The following is a 14,668-nucleotide window of genomic DNA, read 5'->3' as shown; positions in this document are numbered from 1 at the left end:
GCTTGCACCGCTCCCGCCTTGCCGACAAGCTATGCGCCTATGCTTTGTGGTCCCACGGAAAAAGGCTTTAACCGGATGCGCATTCTCATCACTGGCGGTGCGGGCTTCATCGGCTCGGCGCTCATACGGCACTTGATTCTCGATACCGAGCACCAGGTCCTGAACCTCGACAAGTTGACCTACGCTGGCAATCTCGAATCGCTGAGCAGCATCGATCACGACAGCCGCTACGAATTCGTCCAGGCCGATATTGTCGATCAAGCGACCGTCAGTGCGGTGCTGGCGCGATTCCAGCCTGAGGCCATCATGCACCTGGCGGCCGAGTCCCATGTGGACCGCTCCATCGATGGCCCGGCGGACTTCATCCAGACCAACATTGTGGGCACCTACAGCCTCCTGGAAGCCACCCGCGCCTACTGGCAGGCCCTGGCCGAACCGCAGCAACGCGCGTTTCGCTTCCACCACATCTCCACCGACGAAGTGTATGGCGACTTGCACGGCGTGGATGATCTGTTCACCGAAACCACTGCCTATGCCCCAAGCTCACCGTATTCGGCGAGCAAGGCGGCGTCCGACCACTTGGTCCGCGCCTGGCAACGCACTTACGGCTTGCCCGTGCTGCTGACCAACTGCTCGAACAACTACGGGCCGTTTCATTTCCCCGAAAAATTGATTCCCCTGGTGATTCTCAACGCGCTGGCTGGTAAACCGCTGCCGGTCTACGGCAACGGCCAGCAAGTGCGCGACTGGCTGTTCGTCGAAGACCATGCCCGTGCGCTGCTCAAGGTCGTCACCCAGGGCGCGATCGGCGAGACGTACAACATTGGCGGGCACAACGAGCAGAAAAACATCGACGTGGTGCGCAGCATCTGCGCGCTGCTCGAAGAACTGGCGCCACGTAAACCCGAAGGGGTGGAGCACTATGCCGACCTGATCAGCTTCGTCCAGGATCGCCCCGGCCATGACCTGCGCTACGCCATCGACGCCAGCAAGATCGAACGGGAACTGGGCTGGACACCTCAGGAAACCTTCGAGACCGGGCTGCGCAAGACGGTGCAGTGGTACCTCGAAAACCTGCTGTGGTGCCAACGTGTCCAGGACGGCAGTTATCAGGGCGAGCGCCTGGGCTCGCTCGACAACAAGGATGCAATTGCATGATGAAGGGCATTGTCCTGGCCGGCGGTTCCGGCACCCGCCTGCACCCGATTACTCTCGGGGTTTCCAAGCAGCTACTGCCGATTTATGACAAGCCGATGATTTATTACCCGATCTCGGTGCTGATGCTCGCGGGCATCAAGGACATCCTGATCATTTCTACCCCTCAGGACCTGCCGCAATACCGCAACCTGTTGGGCGACGGCCAGCAGTTTGGCGTGCAGTTCAGCTACGCCGAGCAGCCATCACCCGATGGCTTGGCCCAGGCGTTCCTGATTGGCGAGCAGTTCATTGGCGGCGACTCGGTGTGCCTGATCCTGGGCGACAACATTTTCCACGGCCAGTATTTCGGCGAGCAACTGCAGACGGCCATCAACCGGACAAGTGGCGCGACAGTGTTCGGCTACTGGGTCAAGGACCCTGAGCGATTTGGCGTGATCGACTTCGACTCAGAAGGGCGGGCGATGTCAATCGAAGAAAAACCCACCGCGCCTAAATCCAGCTACGCGGTGACCGGCCTGTACTTCTACGACAACGACGTGATCGAGATCGCCAAGGCCATCAAGCCATCCAAACGTGGCGAACTGGAAATCACCGACGTCAACAATGTGTATCTGCAACGCGGCGACCTGCACGTCGAGCGCTTCGGCCGTGGGTTTGCCTGGCTGGACACCGGCACCCACGACAGCCTGCTGGAAGCCTCGCAGTACGTGCAGACCATCGAACATCGCCAAGGCCTGAAAGTGGCGTGCCTGGAAGAAATTGCCTACCAGCAAGGTTGGGTCAGCCGCGAACATATCCTTGAGCGCGCCCAGTATTTTGGCAAGACCGGCTACGGCCAGTACCTGTTCAAGATCGCCGGAGAAACACGTTGAACGTCATCGCCACCCGTTTGCCGGACGTCCTGATCATCGAACCGAAAGTCTTCGGTGACGATCGGGGGTTTTTCTACGAAAGCTTCAATGCCCGGGCGTTTGCCGAGGCAACCGGCTGCACCCTGCAGTTCGTCCAGGACAACCATTCACGCTCCACCCGGGGCGTGCTGCGGGGCCTGCACTACCAGATCGAACAGCCCCAGGGGAAACTCGTGCGCGTCACTGCCGGGGAGGTGCTCGATATCGCGGTGGACATTCGCCGCAGTTCGCCGACCTTTGGCCAATGGGCAGGCGTTCGCCTGTCGGCGCAGAACCATCGGCAGTTGTGGGTACCACCAGGATTTGCCCACGGCTTCGTCGTGCTGAGCGAATCGGCGGACTTCCTCTACAAGACCACCGATTACTACGCGCCCTCGGCCGAACGCTGCATTCGCTGGGACGACCCGCAACTGGCCATCGACTGGGAGCTGGAAGGCGCGCCGATCCTCTCGGCCAAGGACCAGAACGGCAAGGCCTTGCACGAGGCAGACCTGTTCCCATGAATACCCCCCTGCGCATCCTGATTATCGGCCAGAATGGCCAGGTTTCCCGGGCGCTTCAATCGCGCCTGAGCGGCATGGGCGAGTTGCTCGTACGCGGCAGCGACCAGCTCGACCTGGCGCAGGCGGATTCCCTGCGCGCGCCCATCGAGGCCCTGAGGCCCGGCCTGATCATCAATGCCGCCGCCCACACAGCCGTCGACCAGGCCGAGAGCGAGCCGGAACAAGCCTTTGCCATCAACGCCACGGCACCGGGCATCCTGGCCCAGGCCGCGGTCGAACTAGGCATACCGTTGATTCACTACTCCACCGACTACGTCTTCGATGGGCTCAAGCCCGCTCCCTACACCGAAGACGACACGCCCAACCCGCTGAGTGTCTACGGGCGCAGTAAACTGGCCGGCGAAAATGCCATCCGCCAGGCTGGCGGCCAGCACCTGATCCTGCGCACCAGTTGGGTCTACTCCACCGAGGGCCGCAACTTCCTGTTGACCATGCAGCGCCTGCTGCAGGAAAAACCGCAACTGCGGGTGGTGGCCGATCAGATTGGCGCACCAACCTGGGCCGGCACCATTGCCGACAGCACCGCCCAACTGATCGAGCGCTGGCAGGCCGGTCAACCCGGAGCCTGGGGCACCTATCACCTGACGGCCCGGGGCGAGACTTCCTGGTTCGGTTTCGCCCAGGCCATCGGCGAAAACCTGCTCGAACGACACAAGCCGTGTGCGCTGCTAGAGCCCATTGCATCCAGCGACTATCCGACGCCGGCCCCTCGGCCGTTGAACTCGCGCCTGGATTGCAGCCGCCTGCTCAAGGAATGGGCGGTGAGCCAACCCGACTGGCGAAACGCGCTGCAACAGTGCCTTGCCGGACAAGCCTGGTAAGGCCTTACAAATAGTATTTGCGAAGCAACTAGGCATAATACGCCTGTCACCACAGGCTCCCGATGCTCATGAATTCCACCCTTCCCCGCAGACCCCGTTGGCGCAGCCTGGCCTTGCTCGCGCTGTGCCTGGCGCCGTTGCTGTGGCCGTTGGAGCACCTGGCCGAGCGTTATTACCGCAGTGAACTGGCTGGGCAGAACCGCCAGACCCTGGACCTTTACGTCGCCAACCTGTTGGGCACGCTGCACCGCTATGAGGTGCTGCCACAGATTCTCGGCGAGCTGCCGGCCCTGCGCGCCGCCCTGTCGGCCCCGGACGACGGCGTGACCCAAGGCAACGCCAACCGGCTGCTGAAAAACATCAGCACCCAGACCGGCGCCGAAGTCATGTACCTGATGGACCCTTCCGGTAAGACCCTGGCCGCGTCGAACTGGGACAAACACGACAGTTTCGTCGGGCGTAATTTCGCCTTCCGACCGTACTTCATCGAAGCCATGGCCGGGCGCCTGGGTCGCTTCTTCGGCTTGGGCACCACGTCGGCCAAGCGCGGTTATTTCTTCGCCGCCGCCGTGCACGACCGCGAAAAAGTCATCGGCGTGCTGGTGGTCAAGGTCGACCTCGACCACACCGAAAGCCTGTGGGGCAAGACCCCGGAACAGTTGCTGGTGACTGACCATAATGGCGTGGTCATTCTCACATCACGCCAGGAATGGCGATTTCGTGCGACCCGGCCGTTGGGTGACGATGAGCGCAAGGCCATCAGCGCGGTACAACCTTATCCAACCCGCGATCCCAAGCCACTGAACCTGGATGCCAACGCCTGGCTGACCCAGACCCAATCCATCGAAGAAACCGGCTGGAGCGTGAGCATTCTCGCCCCGCGCACGCTGATCGACCGTCCGGTGCGCACCGTGGTCGCCATCGGTGGCGCGGCGTTGCTGGTCTTGATGCTGTTGCTCGGGTTGATGATGCAACGCAGGCGCCATTACCTGGACCGGATCGCCTTCGAAGCCAAGGCCCGTCAGGAACTGGAGGGCCGGGTGGCCGAACGGACCAGTGACCTGGAAGGATTGAACCGACGTTTGAAGCAGGAAGTGCTGGAGCGCGAGCAGGCCCAGCAGGAATTGGTCCGTGCCCAGGATGATCTGGTGCAGGCCGGCAAGCTGTCGGCTCTGGGCACCATGTCGGCGAGCATCAGCCACGAGCTCAACCAGCCGCTGGCGGCGATTCGCAGCTACGCGGAAAACGCCGAGATATTGCTCGATCACCAACGCACCGAGGATGCCCGCGGCAACCTCAAGCTGATCAGCGAACTGACCGGGCGCATGGCGTCGATCATCGCCCACCTGCGCGCCTTCGCCCGCCGCGACCGCCACGCCCCGGAAAGCGTCGCCCTGCAGCCGGCGCTGGACGATGCCCTGGCGCTGCTCGCCAAACGTCGGCGAAGCATGGAAGTGGAACTGATCCGCGACCTACCGGCCGCCACGCTGTGGGTCGAGGCCGGCGAAACCCGCCTGCGCCAAGTACTCGGCAACCTGCTGGCCAATGCTCTCGATGCGCTCACCGAAAAAGGCCCGCCGCGCAAGCTCTGGCTCAGTGCCCAGGCCACCGAAACCGGCGTCAACCTGTACATCCGCGATAACGGCCCAGGGTTTTGCATGGAAGCCCTGGGCCGCGCCGGCGAGCCCTTCTACACCACCAAGACGCGCACCCAGGGCCTTGGCCTGGGGCTGGCGATCTGCGACACCCTGATGCGCGCCTTCGGCGGCGAACTGTCGTTCGCCAACCACAAGGAAGGCGGCGCCCTGATCACCCTGAAGCTGCGCGCCGGCGCGCCCGGGGTGAGCCTGCAACCGTCCGAGGACCGAAGTGTATGACCATCGATAACCGGATTGAGGTGGTGCTGATCGATGACGATCCCCATCTACGTCAGGCCTTGAGCCAGACCCTCGACCTGGCCGGCCTGAAAATCCTGCCCCTGGCCGAAGCCAAGGGTGTGGCCGGGCAACTGCCCCGTGACTGGCCGGGTGTGGTGGTCAGTGATATTCGCATGCCGGGCATGGATGGCCTCGAACTGCTGGGCGAACTCCACGCCCAGGACCCGGAGCTACCGGTGCTGCTGATCACCGGCCACGGCGACGTGCCGCTGGCGGTACAGGCGATGCGCGCCGGGGCCTACGACTTCTTGGAAAAACCTTTCGCCAGCGACCATCTGCTCGACAGCGTACGCCGGGCCCTGGCCTTGCGCCGCCTGGTGCTGGACAACCGCAGCCTGCGCCTGGCCCTGAGCGATCGTCATGAACTCAGCGCCCGCCTGGTCGGCCAGTCGACCCCAATGCTGCGCTTGCGCGAGCAGATCGGCGCACTGGCCGCCACCCGCGCCGATGTGCTGATCCTCGGTGAAACCGGCGCCGGCAAGGAAGTGGTCGCCAGGGCCTTGCACGACCTCTCAAGCCGGCGCAACGGCCCCTTCGTGGCGATCAACGCCGGGGCCCTGGCCGAGTCGGTGGTGGAAAGCGAGCTGTTCGGCCACGAACCCGGTGCTTTTACCGGCGCGCAGAAACGCCGCATCGGCAAGTTCGAGTTCGCCAACGGCGGCACGCTGTTTCTGGATGAAATCGAAAGCATGAGCCTGGATGTCCAAGTCAAGCTGCTGCGTCTGCTGCAAGAACGCATGGTGGAACGGTTGGGGGGCAATCAACAGATCCCGCTGGATATCCGCGTCATCGCCGCGACCAAGGAAGACCTGCGCCAGGCCGCCGACCAGGGGCGTTTTCGCGCCGACCTCTATTACCGCCTGAACGTAGCGCCGCTGCGCATACCCCCGTTGCGCGAACGGGGCGAGGATGCGCTGATGCTGTTCCAGCACTTCGCCAACGAAGCCAGTGCTCGCCATGGCCTGCCGCCTCACGAATTGCAGCCGGCACAACGGGCGTTGCTGCTGCGTCACAGCTGGCCAGGCAACGTCCGGGAACTGCAGAACGCCGCCGAACGCTTTGCCCTGGGCCTGGAATTGGCCCTGGACAACAGCGCGACCGACGGCAGCCCGGGCGCGCCGGTGGAAGTGGTCAGCGGCGGCTTGAGCGAGCAGGTGGAAAACTTCGAGAAAACCCTCATCGCCGCCGAACTGGCCCGCCCCCACAGCTCGGTGCGCAGCCTGGCCGAAGCCCTGGGCATCCCCCGCAAGACCCTGCACGACAAGTTGCGCAAGCATGGCCTGACCTTCGGCGACAGCGGCCAGGGTTCGGCCGATGAGCCTGATTGAATTATCGTCATTTCCCGTCAAGCAAGAGGCCCCGCAATGAACCGCGACAGTCGTTACCTGGAATCGATCCTGCACCACGACATCCCCTTGACCCGGGACATGGGCCTCAAGGTGCTCGATTGGCAGGCCCGGCAACTGCGCCTGTCCTTGCCGCTGGCGGCTAACGTCAACCACAAGAGCACCATGTTCGGGGGCAGCCTGTACTGCGGCGCCGTACTCGGTGGCTGGGGCTGGCTGCACCTGGCCCTGCGCGAGGAAGGCATCGAAGACGGGCATATCGTGATTCAGGAAGGGCAGATCAGCTATCCGCTGCCAGTGACACGCGATGCGACTGTGGTTTGCCAAGCGCCCGAGGAAAAGCTCTGGAAGCGCTTCCTGGCCACCTACCGGCGTTATGGACGGGCGCGGCTGGCGTTGCAAACGCAGGTGTTGAATAGCGGGAGCGAGGACGTGGCGGTGCAGTTTGAGGGGCAGTACGTATTGCACCGCTGAAACAGCGCATGACCCCGTGGCGAAGTACTTCTGTGTGGGAGCAAGGCTTGCCCGCGATACAGGCGCCGCGGACTTTCAGGAACCGGGGCGCCTGTATCGCGAGCAAGCTTTACTCCCACAATCCTCTCTGCCACAAGGGATCGAGCCGGGCTCAGGAGCGAGCAAGCTCCAACAACTTCCCACGCCACGCCGCTTTCGCCGGCAACGCCAGGAACGACGCATTCAACAGCGACTCACGCGGTGGATAACAGAACGGCTCACCGCTCAAGTCCAACACCTCGCCACCCGCGCCTTCCAATACGCCCTGGGCAGCGGCCGTGTCCCACTGGGAGGTCGGCGCCAGCCGGGGATAACAATCCGCCGCGCCTTCGGCCAGCAGGCAAAACTTCAACGAACTGCCGATACTGGTCAGTTGCAGTTCGCCCAGACTCCCACTCAAGCCCTCCAGCAGGCGCTCCTGCTCAGGGCTGGTGTGCCGGCGACTGGCGACCACGGTGAACGCCTCGCCCGGCGCCAATACATCACGAACCGCGATCGGCAAAGGCACACCGCCCTTGTCACCACGCCAGGCACCCAGCCCTGCGCCGCCCACGTAAAAGCGACCATTGGTGGGCATCGACACCACGCCGAACACCACGCGCCCCTGTTCCACCAAGGCAATGTTGACAGTGAACTCTTCGCTGCCGGAAATGAATTCCTTGGTGCCATCCAATGGGTCCACCAACCACCAGCGTTGCCAGCCGGCGCGTACGCTTTGGGCAATATCGGCGTCTTCTTCGGAGAGGATGGGAATATCCGGGGCCAGCGCCGTCAGCCCGGCCACGATCACATCATGAGCCGCCATATCTGCGGCAGTCACCGGCGACTCGTCGGCCTTATGGTTGACCTGCACGTTGGCGCGCCAGAACGGCAGGATCGCCTCGCCGGCCTTGAGCGCCAGCTCGACCACCGGAGCCATCAGCGAATGAGGAAATGTCATGACAGGAACGCTCCACGCTGGATCAGCAGGTCACGGGCCAGGTACAGCGCCGCCAAGGCCCGGCCCTCGGTGAACTGCGGGTTCTGCGCCAAGGCCGAGAGCTCACGCAGGTTGACCTTGTCCACGCGCATCGGCTCGGGCTCGTCGCCCTCCAGCCGTTCTTCATACAGATCGGTGGCCAGCACCACCTGGATCTTCTGGCTCATGTAGCCAGGGGACAGCGACAACTCGGTCAGGTGTTCCAACTGTCGCGCACCGAAACCGGCCTCTTCCTTGAGCTCCCGCTCGGCCGCCGCCAGCACATCTTCCCCCGGCTCGATCAAGCCCTTGGGCAGGGACAATTCATAGGCATCGGTGCCGCCGCAATATTCTTCCACCAGCACTGCGTGATCGGCGTCGAGCATCGCCACGATCATCACCGCGCCGTAGCCTGCACCCTTGCTCGCCAGACGCTCATAAGTGCGCTCCACACCGTTGGAAAACCGCAATTTCAGTTCTTCCACGCAGAACAGGCGGCTGGTAGCGACGATCCGGCGATCGAGTATGGTGGGTTTCTGGCGCATAAACGGCTCCCTGGGCGATAGCGGGCTACTATACCCGGCCTATTCTGATTGTTTGTGTCGGATATCCGATTACCGCTGGAGAAGTTTTATGGCCTTGCTGCCCTGGCATGAGATCGATACGGTTCTGCTGGACATGGACGGCACCCTGCTGGACCTGCATTACGACAACCATTTCTGGCTCGAACACCTGCCCCAGCGCTACGCCGAACTGCATGGCGTGAGCCGGGCGATGGCCGAGATGGAGCTACAGCCGCTGTTCGAGCGCAACGCCGGCCAGTTGCAATGGTATTGCCTGGATTTCTGGAGCACTGAGCTGAAACTGCCGGTGCGCGAACTGAAGTTGGAAACCGCGCACCTGATCGCCTTGCGCCCGGACGCCGATACGTTCCTGGCGGCGATCAAACAGGCCGGCAAACGGGTGGTGATGATCACCAACGCCCACCGCGATTCGTTGTCCTTGAAGCTGGAACGCATCGAACTGGCCCCCTACTTCGAACGCTTGATCAGTTCCCACGACTACGGCTTCCCCAAGGAAAACCCGCAATTCTGGGACGCGCTGCAAGCCGACCTGAATTTCGACCCGGCCCGCAGCCTGTTCATCGACGATACGTTGCCGGTGTTGCGCAGCGCCAGGGACTTCGGCGTGGCGCACCTGCTGGCCGTGAGCGAGCCGGACAGTCGCAAGGGGCCGAAGGACACGGGGGAGTTCGAGGCGTTGGGGGATTATCGAGTCCTGATCGAAGGGCTTTGACAGGCTCTAATGTGGCGAGGGGATTTATCCCCGCTGGGCCGCGAAGCGGCCCCCAACCAGCCAACTCGGCATGCAAGGAAGATTGAGTTCACTGCTTTAGGGCTGCTGCGCAGCCCAGCGGGGATAAATCCCCTCGCCACAGGGGGCCGGTTACTCAGGGATACGCAACACCTGCCCCGGGTAGATCTTGTCCGGGTGCGACAGCATCGGTTTGTTGGCCTCGAAGATCTTGTTGTACTTGTTCGCGTCGCCGTACTCGGCCTTGGAGATGGCACTGAGTGTGTCGCCTTTCTTCACGGTCACGAAGCGCGCTGCTTTTGCTACTGGGCCGGTCACGGTGATCTGGTCGTCGACACTGCCGACACCGGCGACGTTGCCCACCGCCAACAGGATCTTTTCCTTCTCTTCCTGGCTCGCCACTTCACCCGTGACGATGACTTTGTCGCCTTCGACGGTCGCCTGGACATTCGGATTACCCAGGCCGACCTTTTCAATATGCTCTTTCAGTTGTTCGCTGGCATTGGCATTACCGGGGGTCAGCAGGTCGATCAGCTTTTCACCGGCTTCCTTCACAAAGCTAAAGATACTCATGGCACACGCTCCTTGATTAAGTGTCCAGACGCAAAGACTAGACCAGGCGAAACGAACCCGGTTCCCAGCCGACCAATGACCCCGCCACGCGCAAGCGCTAGAATCCGAACCTTCCCGCGCCCTGGAGCGAAGATGGACATCAAGCAGCTGAAATTTCTCATCGCGCTGGACGAAACCCGTCACTTCGGCCAGGCCGCCGCACGCTGCCATATCACCCAGCCGACCCTGTCGATGCGCCTGCGCAGTCTTGAAGAAGAACTCGACCTGCCGCTGGTCAACCGCGGCCAGCGCTTTGAAGGTTTCACCGCGCCGGGGGAACGGGTACTGGCCTGGGCGCGCACGGTGCTGGCGGCCTATGACGGGCTGCAGGCCGAAGCGGCAGCCTGTCGGGGCAACCTGGTGGGTACGCTGCGCCTGGGCGTGGTGCCGTTGTCGGACTTCGACCCGCTGGCGATGATGCAGCGCTTGCACGCCGAGCACCCCAGCCTGCGTTTCGAATTGTCGTCCCTGAGCTCCGAACGCATCCTCGAACAGTTGGCGAACAACCGCATCGACCTGGGGGTTTCCTACCTGGAACGCCTGGACAACGAACGCTTCGAGGCCCTGCCCTTCAGCCCCACCCGCATGGGCCTGCTTTACGACCAGCGGTTTTTCTTTTTCGGTGAACAACCGCTGAGCTGGGAAGCCCTGATCGAACTGCCTCTGGGCATGCTCACCAGCGGCATGCATTTTCGCCAATCCATCGACCACAACTTCCACAGCCGGGGTCTGACGCCCCAACCGCTGTTGCAAACCGACGCGGTGCATCAATTGTTACAAGCTGTGCACGGCGGGCTGTGTTGCGCGGTGATGCCCCTGGACAGCGGCCTGGACGTCTTGACCGAAGACTTGCGCATCCAGCCTATTGAAAGCGCCCAGACGCTTGTCCCGCTGGGCCTGATCATGCGCCGCGGCGCCCCCCGCTCGGCGTTGGCGGAGGCCTGTTTCGCCCTCTATCAGAAATCACCGACAGCTTCTTGATCGACGTCATCTATTGGAAGATCAGTAATAGCGATTAGACGTGGCAGATTGCCGCATTTAGTCTTAACACTATTCCTACTTTCAGTGATGCCTATGAACGACAAGCCTCCGGTCAGTCCAGCGCCCGCGATGGAAACATCCACGCCGGTCGCCAGCCAGAGCTATCGCTACTGCAATCTGGACCACTCTCAATCGGACAGCACCGCGCTGGCCGAGGAAGTGGCGCTGGCGATTGCCTATAACGGCATCAGCCAGGCGGTCATGCTGGTCACCCCCACCGACCTTGAAGACTTCATCGTCGGCTTCAGTCTTGGCAGTGGCATCATCGAAGATTCAGCGGATATCTATGACCTGCAACTGAGCGGCACGGGTGCCGCGCACTATGCCCAGGTGACCATCGCCAACCGCGCCTTCTGGAACCTCAAGCAGCAACGCCGACAGTTGGCGGGCACCAGTGGCTGCGGATTGTGCGGCGTGGAAGCGGTGGAACAGGCCTTGCCAAACCTCAAGGTGCTACCCGGCGCACCACTGCCTGCGGCGCAATGGCTCGATGGCCTGCGTGACCGTATCAGCCAGTTCCAGCCCCTGGGCCAACATTGCGGCGCAGTGCATGCGGCGCTGTTCATGAACGCCCAGGGTGAATTACTGCTGGGCCGCGAAGACATCGGCCGGCACAACGCTCTCGACAAGCTGATCGGCGCGTTGATCCGGCAACAGGTCCCGGTAGCCGGTGGCGTGGCGATCGTCACCAGCCGCTGCAGCCTCGAACTGATCCAGAAAGTACTGCGCGCCGGCATCCAGACCCTGGTCAGCCTGTCGTCGCCCACGGGCCTCGCCGTGCAGTGGGCCCGCCAACACAACCTCAACCTCATCCACCTGCCGCAAAAAAGTGCGCCGCGGGTCTACAGCCCTGCGATGGAGAAACAAGCGTGAGCAATCATCAACAAGCCGACCAGAAACCCGTACCACGCTACAAGCCCTACAAGGGCCCCGCTGGTGGTTGGGGTGCGCTGATCAGTGTCGCTCAGGCCTGGTTGACCAGTGACAATGCGCTGAAAAATATCCGCATGATGCTCAAGACCAACCAGAATGGCGGTTTTGACTGCCCCGGCTGCGCTTGGGGTGACTCTCCGGAAAGCGGCATGGTCAAGTTCTGCGAGAACGGCGCCAAGGCCGTGAACTGGGAAGCCACCAAACGCCGCGTCGATGGTGCATTTTTCGCCAAGCACAGCGTGACCTCGCTGCTGGAGCAGAGCGACTACTGGCTCGAGTACCAGGGTCGTCTCACCGAGCCAATGCGCTACGACGCCGAAACCGACCGCTACAAGCCCATCAGTTGGGAAGCGGCGTTCGCCCTGATCGGCAAGCACCTGCAAGGGCTGTCCAGCCCCAACCAGGCCGAGTTCTACACCTCGGGCCGGGCCAGCAACGAAGCGGCCTACCTGTATCAACTGTTCGTGCGCGCCTATGGCACCAACAACTTCCCCGACTGCTCGAACATGTGCCACGAAGCCAGCGGCGTAGCACTGGCCCAGAGCGTGGGCGTGGGCAAGGGCACGGTGACGTTCGACGACTTCGAACACGCCGACGCGATTTTCGTCTGGGGCCAGAACCCTGGCACCAACCATCCGCGGATGCTCGAACCACTGCGCGAGGCCGTGAAACGCGGCGCCCAGGTGGTGTGCATCAACCCGCTCAAGGAGCGTGGCCTGGAGCGTTTCCAGCATCCACAGCATCCGCTTGAAATGCTTACCAACGGTGATAAGCCGACCAACACCGCGTATTTCCGCCCCGCCCTGGGCGGTGACATGGCGATCTTGCGCGGCATGGCGAAGTTCCTGCTGCAATGGGAACGTGAGGCGCAGAACACTGGCGCTGCGGCGGTGTTCGACCACGCGTTCCTCAATGAGCACAGCACCAACGTGCTGGATTACCTGGCGGCGGTCGACGATACGCCGTGGGAACAGATCGTCGAGCAATCGGGCTTGACCCTGGTCGAAATCGAGCAGGCGGCGCGCATGTACGCCAAAAGCGAGAACGTGATCATGTGCTGGGCGATGGGCATCACCCAGCACCGTCATTCGGTGGCGACCATCCAGGAAATCGCCAACGTGATGATGCTGCGCGGCAACATTGGCCGGCCAGGCGCAGGCCTGTGCCCGGTTCGCGGCCACAGCAACGTGCAGGGCGACCGGACCATGGGCATCAACGAACGTCCACCAGCGGCATTCCTCGACGCGCTGGAGCGGCGCTTCCATTTCAAGGTACCGCGGGAAAACGGCCACAACGTGGTCGAGGCGATCCACGCCATGGCCGACGGCCAGGCGAAGGTGTTCATTGCCCTGGGCGGCAACTTCGCCCAAGCCACGCCGGACAGCCATCGGACGTTCCAGGCCTTGGCCAATTGCGACCTGACGGTGCAGATCAGCACCAAGCTCAATCGCAGCCACCTGGCTCACGGCAAGGACGCGCTGATCCTGCCGTGCCTGGGCCGCACCGACATCGACCTGCAAACCGAAGGTGCGCAAGCAGTGACCGTGGAGGACTCCTTCAGCATGGTGCATGCTTCCAACGGCCAGTTGCAGCCGCTGTCGAACCAGATGCGCTCCGAACCGTGGATCATCGCCGGCATCGCCGCCGCCACGCTGGGTAGCCGCCCGGTGGACTGGAACTGGCTGGTGGCCGACTACAGTCGCATCCGCGACCTGATCGCCGATACCATACCCGGCTTCAAGGACTTCAACGAAAAGCTGAAGAACCCCGGTGGATTCTATCTGGGCAACAGCGCCGGTTCGCGACGCTGGAACACCCCGTCAGGCCGCGCCAACTTCAAGCCCAACCTGCTGCCGACCGACCTCGTGCATGAACGCACCCGTGCCACCGGCCAGTTGCCCGATCTGATCATGCAATCCATGCGGTCCCACGATCAATACAACACCACCATCTATGGCCTTGATGACCGCTATCGCGGCGTCAAGGGCCAGCGTGACGTGTTGTTCGCCAACGAAGCGGACATCATTCGCCTGGGCTTCAAGCCGGGGCAGAAAGCCGACATCGTCTCGCTCTGGGATGACGGTCGCGAACGTCGGGTCAAGGGCTTTACCCTGCTGGCGTTTGACATTCCGGCCGGGCAGGCTGCGGCCTACTACCCTGAAGTGAACCCGTTGGTGCCACTGGAAAGCACGGGCGACGGCAGCCACACCCCGACCTCGAAATTCGTTGCGATCCGCCTGGAAGCGGCAAGCGAGAATGGACTGATCCTGGCCAAGTCGGCCTGACACACAGTTCCATGGCGAGGAGATTGGGTTGTGTGGGAGCAAGGCTTGCCCGCGATGAAAGCGATGCGGTCTTGCAGAAATAGAGTCGCCTGTGTCGCGAGCAAGCTTTGCTCCCACACAGTGTTGCTCCCATCATCGTACTTTTCGAACGCCCACAAAAAAGGCCGTTTTCCATAGAAAACGGCCCATCTGAAGTAACTAAAGACCGGCCGATTTGCCTTAAGTTCCCGCCGAAAAACAATAACTTAGAGAATTGTGCACAAGTCGTGTTACTCG

14 protein-coding genes are annotated in these 14,668 nt (G+C 62.4%); 11 read left to right on the top strand and 3 right to left on the bottom strand.

Features of this window, described 5'->3' with window-relative positions; genetic code table 11:
• The first annotated feature begins 75 nt into the window (after nucleotides 1-75).
• The 7 genes from rfbB to PSH84_RS06115 all read left to right on the top strand — a co-directional run bounded on the left by rfbB (nucleotide 76) and on the right by PSH84_RS06115 (nucleotide 7,210).
• Nucleotides 76-1,158 carry a dTDP-glucose 4,6-dehydratase gene (gene rfbB / locus PSH84_RS06145; RefSeq protein ID WP_305469247.1) on the top strand — a complete coding sequence of 361 codons (1,083 nt, stop codon included), beginning with the start codon at nucleotides 76-78 and terminating at the stop codon, nucleotides 1,156-1,158.
• A complete protein-coding gene (rfbA, locus tag PSH84_RS06140) occupies nucleotides 1,155-2,030 on the top strand; it encodes a glucose-1-phosphate thymidylyltransferase RfbA (protein ID WP_305469245.1) in 876 nt (291 codons plus the stop codon). Before rfbB ends, rfbA begins: the two co-directional genes overlap by 4 nt.
• A complete protein-coding gene (rfbC, locus tag PSH84_RS06135) occupies nucleotides 2,027-2,572 on the top strand; it encodes a dTDP-4-dehydrorhamnose 3,5-epimerase (RefSeq protein ID WP_305469243.1) in 546 nt (181 codons plus the stop codon). The genes rfbA and rfbC overlap by 4 nt, the downstream gene beginning before the upstream one ends.
• Nucleotides 2,569-3,453, top strand: a complete 885-nt coding sequence (gene rfbD, locus PSH84_RS06130) for a dTDP-4-dehydrorhamnose reductase (RefSeq protein WP_305469241.1) — start codon at nucleotides 2,569-2,571, stop codon at nucleotides 3,451-3,453. Before rfbC ends, rfbD begins: the two co-directional genes overlap by 4 nt.
• A gap of 68 nt (nucleotides 3,454-3,521) precedes the next feature.
• Entirely contained in the window at nucleotides 3,522-5,330 is a 1,809-nt protein-coding gene (locus PSH84_RS06125) for a sensor histidine kinase (RefSeq protein ID WP_122565207.1), read from the top strand.
• Entirely contained in the window at nucleotides 5,327-6,718 is a 1,392-nt protein-coding gene (locus tag PSH84_RS06120) for a sigma-54-dependent transcriptional regulator (protein WP_305469239.1), read from the top strand. The genes PSH84_RS06125 and PSH84_RS06120 overlap by 4 nt, the downstream gene beginning before the upstream one ends.
• Nucleotides 6,719-6,754: 36 nt before the next feature.
• Nucleotides 6,755-7,210 carry a YiiD C-terminal domain-containing protein gene (locus PSH84_RS06115; protein ID WP_122565205.1) on the top strand — a complete coding sequence of 152 codons (456 nt, stop codon included), beginning with the start codon at nucleotides 6,755-6,757 and terminating at the stop codon, nucleotides 7,208-7,210.
• 151 nt (nucleotides 7,211-7,361) lie between these two features.
• On the opposite strand, the gene cysQ is transcribed toward PSH84_RS06115, so the two are convergent.
• Together cysQ and nudE are read right to left on the bottom strand one after the other, a co-directional pair.
• Nucleotides 7,362-8,189 (bottom strand): 3'(2'),5'-bisphosphate nucleotidase CysQ, encoded by an 828-nt coding sequence (gene cysQ / locus PSH84_RS06110; protein ID WP_122565204.1) that lies wholly within the window; start codon nucleotides 8,187-8,189, stop codon nucleotides 7,362-7,364.
• On the bottom strand, nucleotides 8,186-8,752 hold the full coding sequence (gene nudE, locus PSH84_RS06105) for an ADP compounds hydrolase NudE (protein WP_122565203.1): 567 nt from the start codon (nucleotides 8,750-8,752) through the stop codon (nucleotides 8,186-8,188). The genes cysQ and nudE overlap by 4 nt, the downstream gene beginning before the upstream one ends.
• 88 nt (nucleotides 8,753-8,840) lie before the next feature.
• Here nudE and yrfG point away from each other — a divergent pair, with 88 nt between their 5' ends.
• The gene (yrfG, locus tag PSH84_RS06100) at nucleotides 8,841-9,503 is read left to right on the top strand and encodes a GMP/IMP nucleotidase (protein ID WP_122565202.1); all 663 of its coding nucleotides are present in this window, start codon (nucleotides 8,841-8,843) and stop codon (nucleotides 9,501-9,503) included.
• Nucleotides 9,504-9,653: 150 nt separating this feature from the next.
• Here yrfG and lysM read toward each other — a convergent pair whose 3' ends face one another.
• Nucleotides 9,654-10,094: a peptidoglycan-binding protein LysM gene (gene lysM / locus PSH84_RS06095; protein WP_305469237.1), complete on the bottom strand. Its 441-nt coding sequence runs from the start codon at nucleotides 10,092-10,094 to the stop codon at nucleotides 9,654-9,656.
• Nucleotides 10,095-10,226: 132 nt separating this feature from the next.
• Here lysM and PSH84_RS06090 point away from each other — a divergent pair, with 132 nt between their 5' ends.
• From PSH84_RS06090 to PSH84_RS06080, 3 genes are all read left to right on the top strand, one after another.
• Nucleotides 10,227-11,114 carry a LysR family transcriptional regulator gene (locus PSH84_RS06090; RefSeq protein WP_305469235.1) on the top strand — a complete coding sequence of 296 codons (888 nt, stop codon included), beginning with the start codon at nucleotides 10,227-10,229 and terminating at the stop codon, nucleotides 11,112-11,114.
• A gap of 93 nt (nucleotides 11,115-11,207) precedes the next feature.
• The gene (fdhD, locus tag PSH84_RS06085) at nucleotides 11,208-12,047 is read left to right on the top strand and encodes a formate dehydrogenase accessory sulfurtransferase FdhD (protein WP_305469234.1); all 840 of its coding nucleotides are present in this window, start codon (nucleotides 11,208-11,210) and stop codon (nucleotides 12,045-12,047) included.
• Nucleotides 12,044-14,392, top strand: coding sequence for an FdhF/YdeP family oxidoreductase (locus tag PSH84_RS06080; RefSeq protein ID WP_122565199.1), 2,349 nt, complete (start codon nucleotides 12,044-12,046; stop codon nucleotides 14,390-14,392). Before fdhD ends, PSH84_RS06080 begins: the two co-directional genes overlap by 4 nt.
• The last annotated feature ends 276 nt before the right edge of the window (nucleotides 14,393-14,668 follow it).

It is taken from the genome of Pseudomonas beijingensis (assembly GCF_030687295.1).
In the GTDB taxonomy this organism is placed as follows: Bacteria; Pseudomonadota; Gammaproteobacteria; order Pseudomonadales; family Pseudomonadaceae; genus Aquipseudomonas; species Aquipseudomonas beijingensis.
Note: the sequence above shows the minus strand (reverse complement) of the source record. Positions and strands in the feature narration are given on the sequence as shown.

Excerpts from the sequence above, each read along its gene's own strand:
- rfbD (WP_305469241.1), top strand. The coding sequence starts at position 2,569 with ATGAATACCCCCCTGCGCATCCTGATTATCGGCCAGAATGGCCAGGTT.
- rfbB (WP_305469247.1), top strand. The coding sequence starts at position 76 with ATGCGCATTCTCATCACTGGCGGTGCGGGCTTCATCGGCTCGGCGCTC.
- rfbA (WP_305469245.1), top strand. The coding sequence starts at position 1,155 with ATGATGAAGGGCATTGTCCTGGCCGGCGGTTCCGGCACCCGCCTGCAC.
- fdhD (WP_305469234.1), top strand. The coding sequence starts at position 11,208 with ATGAACGACAAGCCTCCGGTCAGTCCAGCGCCCGCGATGGAAACATCC.
- nudE (WP_122565203.1), bottom strand. The coding sequence starts at position 8,752 with ATGCGCCAGAAACCCACCATACTCGATCGCCGGATCGTCGCTACCAGC.
- lysM (WP_305469237.1), bottom strand. The coding sequence starts at position 10,094 with ATGAGTATCTTTAGCTTTGTGAAGGAAGCCGGTGAAAAGCTGATCGAC.
- PSH84_RS06090 (WP_305469235.1), top strand. The coding sequence starts at position 10,227 with ATGGACATCAAGCAGCTGAAATTTCTCATCGCGCTGGACGAAACCCGT.
- PSH84_RS06125 (WP_122565207.1), top strand. The coding sequence starts at position 3,522 with ATGAATTCCACCCTTCCCCGCAGACCCCGTTGGCGCAGCCTGGCCTTG.
- yrfG (WP_122565202.1), top strand. The coding sequence starts at position 8,841 with ATGGCCTTGCTGCCCTGGCATGAGATCGATACGGTTCTGCTGGACATG.
- cysQ (WP_122565204.1), bottom strand. The coding sequence starts at position 8,189 with ATGACATTTCCTCATTCGCTGATGGCTCCGGTGGTCGAGCTGGCGCTC.
- PSH84_RS06120 (WP_305469239.1), top strand. The coding sequence starts at position 5,327 with ATGACCATCGATAACCGGATTGAGGTGGTGCTGATCGATGACGATCCC.
- PSH84_RS06115 (WP_122565205.1), top strand. The coding sequence starts at position 6,755 with ATGAACCGCGACAGTCGTTACCTGGAATCGATCCTGCACCACGACATC.